The following is a 9,054-nucleotide window of genomic DNA, read 5'->3' on the forward strand; positions in this document are numbered from 1 at the left end:
CTTCTTGCGCGGGCGGCAGCCATTGTGCGGGATCGGCGTCACATCACGGATCGAGGTGATGGTGAAGCCGGCCGCCTGCAGGGCGCGCAGTGCCGATTCACGACCGGAGCCGGGTCCGCAGACCTCGACTTCGAGCATGCGCATGCCGTGTTCCTGGGCCTTCTTGGCAACATCCTCGGCAGCCATCTGGGCAGCGAACGGGGTCGACTTGCGCGAACCCTTGAAGCCCTGAGCACCGGCAGACGACCAGGCAATCGAATTGCCCTGCGCATCGGTGATGGTGATCATCGTGTTGTTGAAGGTCGAATTGACGTGGGCAACGCCCGACGAGATATTCTTGCGTTCGCGACGGCGAACACGAGCGGCTTCCTTGGCCATGATAGTCCTTTCAGTTGATCTCTACACCGCCGTAATGCCAGCGGCTCCACCTTCGTAAGGGAGTAGGGGAATAGGGCAGCAAGGGAGTAGGGAAAAACGCGACCCGACTGGCGGGCATTCCCTACTGCCTTACTCCCCTACTCCCTTATTCCCCTAAAAAAATTACTTCTTCTTGCCGGCGATCGACTTGGCCGGGCCCTTGCGGGTGCGCGCATTGGTATGCGTGCGCTGGCCGCGGACCGGCAGCGAGCGGCGGTGACGCAGGCCGCGGTAGCAGCCGAGGTCCATGAGCCGCTTGATGTTCATCGAGACTTCGCGGCGCAGGTCGCCTTCAACCTGGTAATCGCGGTCGATGGTCTCGCGGATCTGCAGCACTTCCGCGTCGGTCAGCTGGTTGACGCGGCGCTCGGCCGGGATGCCGACCTTGTCGACGATCTCCTGGGCGAACCGCTTGCCAATGCCGTGAATGTACTGAAGCGCAATGACAACGCGCTTGTTGGTCGGAATGTTGACGCCGGCTATACGAGCCATGTTCTTCCCTTCTCCATGTGGGCCGGCCAATCCTCAAAAACAAGGTAGGCTCGGCGCTGTCTTAAGTTGCCCCGCGTCCGGTGGAGGCCGGCCCATGCGGGAGTTTCCAGTTCAATGCGGCTGCCTTGCCCTTGCGGACAAGCAAAGCTCATGCCTGATAGGAAGACGGGCCGCCATACCGCAGCGAACCGCCTCCGTCAAGTGCAATCGTTAATTTCCCCGCACCGCGTCCTTGAGCACCGCTTCGATCTGTTCCGTCACGGCGTCGATATCGGCCATGCCATCGACACTGCGGAGCTTGCCCTTGGCATAGTAGTAGCCAATCAGCGGCGACGTCTTCTTGTAGTATTCCCTCAGGCGCTCTTCGAACACGGTCGGATTGTCGTCCTTGCGAACGGGAAGGCCGGCGGCCTGCGCCTCGTCGGCGCGTTTGACGATCCGGCCAACCAGGGCCTTGTCGTCGACCACGAGTTCAATGACGGCGTCGAGCCCCTGCGAGCGATCCGACAGCATCTGCTCGACCGCATCCGCCTGCACCAGGGTCCGCGGATAGCCGTCGAGGATGAACCCCTTGGCGCAGTCGGGCTGATCGATACGCTCAGCGACGATCGCGTTGACGATCGCGTCGGACACCAGTTCACCGGCATCCATCACCGCCTTGGCGCGCTTGCCAACCTCGGTGCCTGCCTGGACGGCAGCACGCAGCATGTCGCCCGTCGAGAGCTGGGGTATGCCGTGTTTTTCTACCAGTCTTTGTGCTTGCGTCCCCTTGCCCGCTCCTGGCGGCCCAAGCAATATCAACCTCATCTGGCTTTCTTCCCCCCGCGCAGCTTCGACTTCTTGATCAGGCCTTCATACTGGTGCGCGATCAGGTGACCCTGAATCTGCGCAACCGTATCGAGCGTGACACTGACCACGATCAGAAGCGATGTGCCACCAAGGTAGAACGGTACGCCAGTCGCCGAGATCAGGAACTCCGGCAGCAGGCACACCAGCACCAGATAGATGGCGCCGACGACGGTGATGCGGGTGAGAACGTAATCGATATAATCGGCGGTGCGCTCGCCCGGACGATAGCCCGGGATGAAGCCCGAATGCTTCTTGAGCTGGTCGGCGGTGTCCTTCGGGTTGAAGACAATCGCGGTGTAGAAGAAGGCGAAGAACACGATCATCGCCGCATAAAACAGCATGTAGAGCGGCTGGCCGTGGCCGAGCGAGGCGAGCACGGTGCTTGCCCACGCCGGCAGGTTCGTCGTCTGCGAGAAGCCGGCGACGGTGGCCGGCAGCAAAAGCAGCGACGAGGCAAAGATCGGCGGAATGACGCCCGACGTGTTGAGCTTCAGCGGCAGGTGCGAGGTATCGCCCTGGAACATCCGGTTGCCGACCTGGCGCTTTGGATACTGGATCAGCAAGCGGCGCTGGGCGCGCTCGAAGAACACGATGAGCGCAATGACGACGATAGCCAGCACGATGATCGCCAGGATCAGGCCGGTCGACAGCGCGCCGGTGCGGCCAAGCTCCAGCGTGCCGGAGATGGCGTGCGGCAGGCCGGCGACGATGCCGGAGAAGATGATCAGCGAAATACCGTTGCCGATGCCGCGGGCGGTGATCTGCTCGCCCAGCCACATCAGGAACATGGTGCCGCCGACCAGCGTGACGACGGTCGAGATGCGGAAGAACATGCCGGGGTCACTGACGATGCCGTTGCCGCCTTCCAGACCGACCGAAATGCCATAGGCCTGAACCAGCGCAAGCAGCACGGTGCCGTAGCGCGTGTACTGGTTAATGACCTTGCGGCCCTGTTCGCCTTCCTTCTTCAGCGCTTCCAATGACGGGATGACCGAGGTCATCAGCTGCATGATGATGGAGGCGGAGATGTAAGGCATGATGCCGAGCGCAAAGATCGCCATGCGCTGCACGGCGCCGCCGGCGAACATGTTGAACATGCCGAGCACGCCCTTGCTCTGCGAAGAGAAGGCCTGGGCGAAGGCGTCGGGATTGATACCGGGAAGCGGGATGTAGGTGCCGAGGCGATAAACCAGCAGCGCGCCGATCGTGAACCAGATGCGCTTCTTCAAATCCTCCGCCTTGGCGAAGGCCGAGAAATTCAGATTCGAGGCTAATTGTTCAGCAGCCGAAGCCATGCCTGATTCTCCGCTTGGTAACGCTTGATGGCCCTGAGGTCAGGCGGCGCGTTTCACCGAAGCTCACGAGATAAGCTCCGGGCTCTAAACATGCAAGCGGCCGCGTTGACGCGGCCGCCTCGTTGAGCAGATCAAAGCGAAATCGTGAGCAAAAACGGATCCCACTCCTGCCGATCGCGCTTCAAATTGCCGTTACTCGGCAGCTGCTTTTTCCTGCGGCAGCTTGACCGAACCGCCGGCCTTTTCGATCTTCTCGATCGCGGCCTTGGAGGCGCCGGCGACGTCAAAGGCGAGCTTCGCCTTGATCTCGCCATCCGAGAGGATGCGCACGCCGTCCTTGACGCGGCGGATGACGCCGGCGGCAACCAGCGATTCAGCCGTCACGGTTGCCTTGGCGTCGAGCTTCTTGGCGTCGATGGCCACCTGGATGCGGGCCAGCGACACGACGGTGAAGCTCTTGGCGAAGATGTTGTTGAAGCCACGCTTCGGCAGGCGCCGGTAGAGCGGCATCTGGCCACCCTCGAAGCCGTTGATGGCGACGCCGGAGCGCGCCTTCTGGCCCTTGACGCCGCGACCGCCGGTCTTGCCGGAGCCGGAGCCGATACCACGGCCGAGACGCTTCTTGGAGTGCGTCGCGCCGTCCTTGTCACGCAGATCGTTGAGTTTCATCTGACTTCTCCTGCGCTCTGGCTCAGCCCTCGTCCACGACGCGGACGAGATGCTGGACGGCAGCGATCATGCCGCGCACGGAGGGCGTATCTTCCAGCGTGCGCTGCTTGTGCATCTTGTTGAGGCCGAGGCCGACCAGCGTCGCGCGCTGTTCCTTCGGACGGCGGATCGGCGAACCGATCTGCTCAACGGTGATGGTCTTGGTTGCTTTCTTGGCCATGGTCAAAATCCCTGGTCAGATCGACTATTCTTCAGCCGCAACGGCGGTGCCGCGGCGGGCCTGAAGGGTCGAATACTTGATGCCGCGAGCAGCAGCCACATCCTTGGGATGCATCTGGCTCTTCAGCGCGTCGAAGGTGGCGCGAACCATGTTGTAGGGGTTCGACGAACCCATCGACTTGGCGACCACGTCATGCATGCCGAGCGTCTCGAAGACAGCGCGCATCGGGCCACCGGCGATGATGCCGGTACCTTGCTTGGCGGCGCGCAGCAGCACGCGTCCAGCACCCCAGCGTCCTTCGACGTCGTGATGCAGCGTACGGCCCGAGCGCAGCGGCACGAAAATCATGTCGCGCTTGGCCGATTCAGTTGCCTTGCGGATAGCTTCCGGCACTTCGCGCGCCTTGCCGTGACCAAAGCCGACGCGGCCCTTCTGGTCGCCGACGACGACGAGTGCTGCAAAACCGAAGCGACGGCCGCCCTTGACGACCTTGGCGACGCGGTTGATGTGGACGAGCTTGTCCACCATGCCGTCATCGCGTTCTTCACGATCGCGGCCGCGGCCGCCATCCCTACGTTCCTGTGCCATATCCTGTTCCTTGTTTTTTTCCGGAAGCACGGTTGCTGATAAGATCCGGTGCCTCGCCCCGATTAAATCGGGAAACGGTCACCGGGGGCGAAATCATTTCCTTCGCATAATCTTTATCCGAAAAGTCTGCAACTTTTCGGGATCATGCTTAGAAGCTCAAGCCACCTTCGCGGGCAGCCTCGGCGAGCGCCTTGACGCGGCCGTGATAGATGTAAGCGCCGCGGTCGAAGACGACTTCCTTGACGCCGGCCTTGGTGGCGCGCTCGGCGATCAGCTTGCCGATCGCGGTGGCGGCAGCGGTGTCGGCGCCGGTCTTGAGCGAACCCTTGAAGTCCTTCTCGAGCGTCGAAGCGGCGGCGATGGTGTGGCCCTTGGCGTCGTCGATGACCTGCACATAGATGTTCTTCGACGTGCGGTGAACCGACAGACGCGGACGCTCGCCGGCGACCTTCTTGATCTGACGACGGACGCGCTGCGCGCGGCGCTGCGTGGATTCCTTGGTACCCATGATGGTCTTCCTTGCCTTCAAAAAACGGGGGCCGCCATATGCGGTAGGCGAAAGCGCCTCCCGCGACCGCTCCCCGCGGCGTTACACTCTTGGCTTGGCCCTTTCCGAAAAGTCTTCAACTTCTCGAGGCCAGGCCTACTACTTCTTCTTGCCTTCCTTGCGGACGATCTTCTCGCCGGCGTAGCGGACGCCCTTGCCCTTGTAAGGCTCGGGACCACGATACTCGCGGATCTCGGCCGCAACCTGGCCGACCTGCTGCTTGTCGATGCCGGCCACAGTGATTTCAGTCGGCTTCGGCACGGTGATGGTGATGCCCTGCGGCGTCTCATAGACGACGTCATGGCTGAAGCCAAGCGCCAGCTGCAGGTTCTTGCCCTGAAGTGCCGCGCGATAGCCGACGCCGGTGATCTCGAGCTTCTTCTCGAAACCGTCCTTGACACCCTGCAGGATGTTGACGATCTGCGTGCGCGACATGCCCCACTTGGAGCGGGCGGTCTTGGTCTGGTCGCGCGGCTGGACAGCGATCTCGCTGCCTTCCATCTTGACCAGCACTTCGTCGTTCACCACGAACTTCAGCTCACCCTTGGGGCCCTTCGCCGTCACGGTCTGGCCGTTGACGGTCGCGGTCACGCCCTGCGGCAGCGAAACGGGTTTCTTTCCAATACGAGACATTTTGTTGTCCTCGTCACTTCTCTTGTTTCAGGTCTCTGTCTTCGGGAACGATCCGAAGACCGGATTCCACTTTGCGGTCAACTGCCAGATCAGAAGATCTGGCAGAGGATCTCACCGCCGACGTTCTGTTCACGTGCTTCATGGTCGGCCATCACGCCCTTCGGTGTCGAAAGGATGGCGATGCCGAGGCCGTTTGCGACCTGCGGAATCGACTTGGCCGAAACATAGACGCGGCGGCCTGGCTTCGAAACGCGGGCGATTTCGCGCACGACCGGCGCGCCGTCGAAATACTTCAGCTCGATCTCGATTTCGGACTTGCCGTTGTCGAAGTCGGTCTGGCTGTAATCGCGGATATAGCCTTCAGCCTTCAGCACGTCGAGGACGCGGGTGCGCAGACGCGAAGCCGGCGTCGAAACGCTCGACTTCTTGCGGCCATACGCGTTGCGGATGCGGGTCAGCATATCGCCGAGAGGATCGCTCAATGACATGTTATGTCCTCCTTACCAGCTCGACTTGACCAGGCCCGGGATCTGGCCGTTATTGCCGAGATCACGAAGCGCGATGCGCGATACTTTGAGCTTGCGATAGTAGGCGCGCGGACGGCCGGTGACTTCGCAGCGGTTGCGGATGCGGATCTTGGCCGAGTTGCGCGGCATGGCAGCAAGCTTGAGCTGAGCGCGGAAACGCTCTTCCATCGGCTTGGACTGATCCATGATGATCGCCTTGAGCGCAGCCCGCTTGGGACCGTACTGGTCGGCAAGCTTGCGGCGCCTGTTGTTCTTCTCGACTGAGCTGGTCTTTGCCATTTCAGATTTTTCCTTTTCTCGCTGCCGTTACTGGCGGAAGGGGAAGTTGAAGGCCTTGAGCAATGCCCTGGCTTCGTCGTCCGTCTTCGCAGTCGTACAAACGATGACGTCCATGCCCCAGATCTGATCAACCTTGTCGTAGTTGATCTCCGGGAACACGATGTGTTCCTTGATGCCCATGGCGTAGTTGCCACGGCCATCGAAGCTCTTCGGATTCAGTCCGCGAAAGTCGCGGACGCGCGGCAGTGCGATGTTCACGAGGCGGTCGAGGAACTCATACATCCGTTCCTTGCGCAACGTGACCTTGGCGCCGATTGGCATCTTCTCGCGGACCTTGAAGCCGGCGATCGAGTTGCGGGCGCGGGTGACGACGGCCTTCTGGCCGGCAATCATCGCCAGGTCTTCGGCCGCGATCGAAGGCTTCTTCGAATCGGCGGTCGCTTCGCCGACGCCCATGTTCAGCACGATCTTGTCGATGCGCGGAACCTGCATCTCGTTGTCGTAGCCGAACTGTTCCTGCAGCGCCTTGCGGATGGTCTCGTTGTAGACCTGCTTGAGGCGCGGCGTGTTCTGAGCCTTGGACTGTTTGCTTTCAGCCGTGGGCTTCGTGGTTTGAGCCTTAGCCATTGATGACTTCTCCCGAGCGCTTGGCGACGCGCACCTTCTTGCCGTCCTTCTGGAAGATGAAGCCGACGCGGGTCGGCTTGCCATCCTTGGGGTCGGCCAGCGCGATGTTCGACAGCTGGATCGGCGCTTCCTTGGTGATGATCCCGCCCTCTTGGGACTGGGACTGCTTCTGGTGACGGCGGATCATGTTGACGCCGCGCACCAGCGCGGTGTCTTCCTTCGGCTGTACCGAGAGGACTTCGCCCGAACGGCCCTTGTCCTTGCCGGCCAGCACGACGACCTTGTCGCCTTTTCTAATTTTTTGCATTGGTCCGGCTCCTTACAGCACTTCAGGCGCGAGCGAGATGATCTTCATGTGGTTCTTGGCGCGGAGTTCGCGCGGAACCGGTCCGAAGATACGCGTGCCGATCGGCTCTTTCTTGTTGTCGACGAGAACGGCCGCGTTCTTGTCGAAACGGATCACGCTGCCATCCGGGCGGCGAATGTCCTTGGCCGTGCGAACCACGACCGCCTTCATCACATCGCCCTTCTTCACGCGGCCGCGCGGAATGGCTTCCTTGATCGACACCACGATGATGTCGCCCACGGAAGCGTATTTCCGCTTCGAGCCGCCCAGCACCTTGATGCACATGACACGACGGGCGCCGGAATTATCCGCGACGTCGAGGTTTGTTTGCATCTGAATCATGACTGGCCGCCTTCTTCTCTTCTAACGGGATGGGCTCAAAGCCCCTCCCCGGTCTGTCCAAAATTCGTTGTTTACGCCCGAGGTCAGGCTTGGTCCGAAGACACGACGATCCAGCGCTTGTCCTTGGAAATCGGCTTCGATTCCTGGATGAACACCTGATCGCCAACCTTGTGGGCGTTGTTCTCGTCGTGCGCCTTGTACTTCTTGGTCATGCGCACGGTCTTCTTCATCACGGGATGCGTGAAGCGCCGTTCGACCTTGACGACAACCGTCTTCTCGTTCTTGTCGCTGACGACGGTGCCCTGCAGAATGCGCTTTGGCATGGTTTTCGTCCTTAAGCCTTCTTAGCCGCGGACTTTTCCGCAGCGATGGTCTTGATACGCGCAATGTCCTTACGAACCTGTCTCACGCGCGCGGTCTTCTCGAGCTGGCCGGTGGCCTTCTGGAAGCGCAGGTTGAACTGCTCCTTCTTCAGGCTGGCCAGGTCGTCGGTCAGCTGGTCCTGGGTCTTGGTCCGGATGTCTTCGGCTTTCATGATCAGCCCGTCCTTATTCTGCGATGCGCTGCACGAAGCGCGTCTTGACCGAGAGCTTGGCCGCGCCGAGACGCAGTGCCTCACGGGCGGTTTCTTCATTGACGCCGTCGATCTCGAACATGATGCGGCCTGGCTTGACGCGCGCCGCCCAATAATCGACCGCGCCCTTGCCCTTACCCATGCGGACTTCGGTCGGCTTCGAAGTGACCGGCACGTCCGGGAAAATACGGATCCAGACGCGACCAGCGCGCTTCATTTCACGGGTGATCGCGCGGCGGGCCGCCTCGATCTCACGTGCGGTGACGCGGTTCGGCTCAAGCGCCTTCAGCCCGAAACCACCGAAATCCAGGTTGGTGCCGCCCTTTGCGGTACCATGGATACGGCCCTTGAACTGCTTGCGGAACTTTGTGCGCTTTGGCTGCAGCATCGTTCTAACTCCAAATTCCTAAATGTCTCAGGCGTTTTCGCGACGACGACCGCGTTCGCGATCACCACCACCGCCATGCGCTGCATCGCTTTCGCTGGCCCGACGCTCCGAAGCCATCGGGTCATGCTCAAGGATCTCGCCCTTGAACACCCAGACCTTGACGCCGCAGATGCCATAAGCCGTGTGCGCTTCGGCCGTACCGTAGTCGACGTCCGCACGCAGCGTATGCAGCGGCACGCGACCTTCGCGATACCATTCCAT

17 protein-coding genes and 1 pseudogene are annotated in these 9,054 nt (G+C 61.2%); all 18 read right to left on the minus strand.

What is annotated here, in order from left to right:
• Positions 1-378 (minus strand): 30S ribosomal protein S11 (gene rpsK, locus EOA22_RS16115; RefSeq protein WP_127390076.1); only part of this gene is annotated, 378 nt, incomplete at its 3' end.
• Between the two features lie 162 nt (positions 379-540).
• A complete protein-coding gene (gene rpsM, locus EOA22_RS16120) occupies positions 541-909 on the minus strand; it encodes a 30S ribosomal protein S13 (RefSeq protein WP_013531437.1) in 369 nt (122 codons plus the stop codon).
• Positions 910-1,119: 210 nt separating this feature from the next.
• Positions 1,120-1,716: an adenylate kinase gene (locus tag EOA22_RS16125; protein WP_013531436.1), complete on the minus strand. Its 597-nt coding sequence runs from the start codon at positions 1,714-1,716 to the stop codon at positions 1,120-1,122.
• On the minus strand, positions 1,713-3,053 hold the full coding sequence (secY, locus tag EOA22_RS16130; RefSeq protein WP_013531435.1) for a preprotein translocase subunit SecY: 1,341 nt from the start codon (positions 3,051-3,053) through the stop codon (positions 1,713-1,715). The genes EOA22_RS16125 and secY overlap by 4 nt, the downstream gene beginning before the upstream one ends.
• 192 nt (positions 3,054-3,245) lie before the next feature.
• Positions 3,246-3,722, minus strand: coding sequence for a 50S ribosomal protein L15 (gene rplO / locus EOA22_RS16135; RefSeq protein ID WP_013531434.1), 477 nt, complete (start codon positions 3,720-3,722; stop codon positions 3,246-3,248).
• A gap of 22 nt (positions 3,723-3,744) precedes the next feature.
• A complete protein-coding gene (gene rpmD, locus EOA22_RS16140; protein ID WP_006205449.1) occupies positions 3,745-3,942 on the minus strand; it encodes a 50S ribosomal protein L30 in 198 nt (65 codons plus the stop codon).
• A 24-nt stretch (positions 3,943-3,966) separates the two neighbouring features.
• Complete coding sequence (rpsE, locus tag EOA22_RS16145) at positions 3,967-4,530, minus strand: 30S ribosomal protein S5 (RefSeq protein ID WP_006333394.1); 564 nt, start codon at positions 4,528-4,530, stop codon at positions 3,967-3,969.
• A 148-nt stretch (positions 4,531-4,678) separates the two neighbouring features.
• Entirely contained in the window at positions 4,679-5,038 is a 360-nt protein-coding gene (rplR, locus tag EOA22_RS16150) for a 50S ribosomal protein L18 (RefSeq protein ID WP_013531433.1), read from the minus strand.
• Positions 5,039-5,176: 138 nt separating this feature from the next.
• Positions 5,177-5,710 (minus strand): 50S ribosomal protein L6, encoded by a 534-nt coding sequence (gene rplF / locus EOA22_RS16155; RefSeq protein WP_013531432.1) that lies wholly within the window; start codon positions 5,708-5,710, stop codon positions 5,177-5,179.
• A gap of 89 nt (positions 5,711-5,799) precedes the next feature.
• Entirely contained in the window at positions 5,800-6,198 is a 399-nt protein-coding gene (gene rpsH, locus EOA22_RS16160) for a 30S ribosomal protein S8 (RefSeq protein WP_013531431.1), read from the minus strand.
• Between the two features lie 12 nt (positions 6,199-6,210).
• Positions 6,211-6,516, minus strand: a complete 306-nt coding sequence (gene rpsN / locus EOA22_RS16165) for a 30S ribosomal protein S14 (RefSeq protein WP_013895695.1) — start codon at positions 6,514-6,516, stop codon at positions 6,211-6,213.
• 27 nt (positions 6,517-6,543) lie between these two features.
• On the minus strand, positions 6,544-7,143 hold the full coding sequence (gene rplE, locus EOA22_RS16170) for a 50S ribosomal protein L5 (protein WP_063168070.1): 600 nt from the start codon (positions 7,141-7,143) through the stop codon (positions 6,544-6,546).
• Positions 7,136-7,450, minus strand: coding sequence for a 50S ribosomal protein L24 (rplX, locus tag EOA22_RS16175; protein WP_013531428.1), 315 nt, complete (start codon positions 7,448-7,450; stop codon positions 7,136-7,138). Before rplX ends, rplE begins: the two co-directional genes overlap by 8 nt.
• A gap of 12 nt (positions 7,451-7,462) precedes the next feature.
• The gene (gene rplN / locus EOA22_RS16180; RefSeq protein WP_006205457.1) at positions 7,463-7,831 is read right to left on the minus strand and encodes a 50S ribosomal protein L14; all 369 of its coding nucleotides are present in this window, start codon (positions 7,829-7,831) and stop codon (positions 7,463-7,465) included.
• Between the two features lie 83 nt (positions 7,832-7,914).
• The gene (gene rpsQ, locus EOA22_RS16185; RefSeq protein WP_010909280.1) at positions 7,915-8,154 is read right to left on the minus strand and encodes a 30S ribosomal protein S17; all 240 of its coding nucleotides are present in this window, start codon (positions 8,152-8,154) and stop codon (positions 7,915-7,917) included.
• 11 nt (positions 8,155-8,165) lie between these two features.
• Positions 8,166-8,366 carry a 50S ribosomal protein L29 gene (gene rpmC, locus EOA22_RS16190; RefSeq protein ID WP_006205459.1) on the minus strand — a complete coding sequence of 67 codons (201 nt, stop codon included), beginning with the start codon at positions 8,364-8,366 and terminating at the stop codon, positions 8,166-8,168.
• 13 nt (positions 8,367-8,379) lie between these two features.
• A complete protein-coding gene (rplP, locus tag EOA22_RS16195) occupies positions 8,380-8,793 on the minus strand; it encodes a 50S ribosomal protein L16 (RefSeq protein WP_013531427.1) in 414 nt (137 codons plus the stop codon).
• A 27-nt stretch (positions 8,794-8,820) separates the two neighbouring features.
• A pseudogene (locus EOA22_RS16200) lies at positions 8,821-9,054 on the minus strand (30S ribosomal protein S3); the annotation flags it as partial.

It is taken from the genome of Mesorhizobium sp. M7A.F.Ca.US.014.04.1.1 (genome assembly GCF_003998745.1).
Taxonomy (GTDB): Bacteria; Pseudomonadota; Alphaproteobacteria; order Rhizobiales; family Rhizobiaceae; genus Mesorhizobium; species Mesorhizobium ciceri.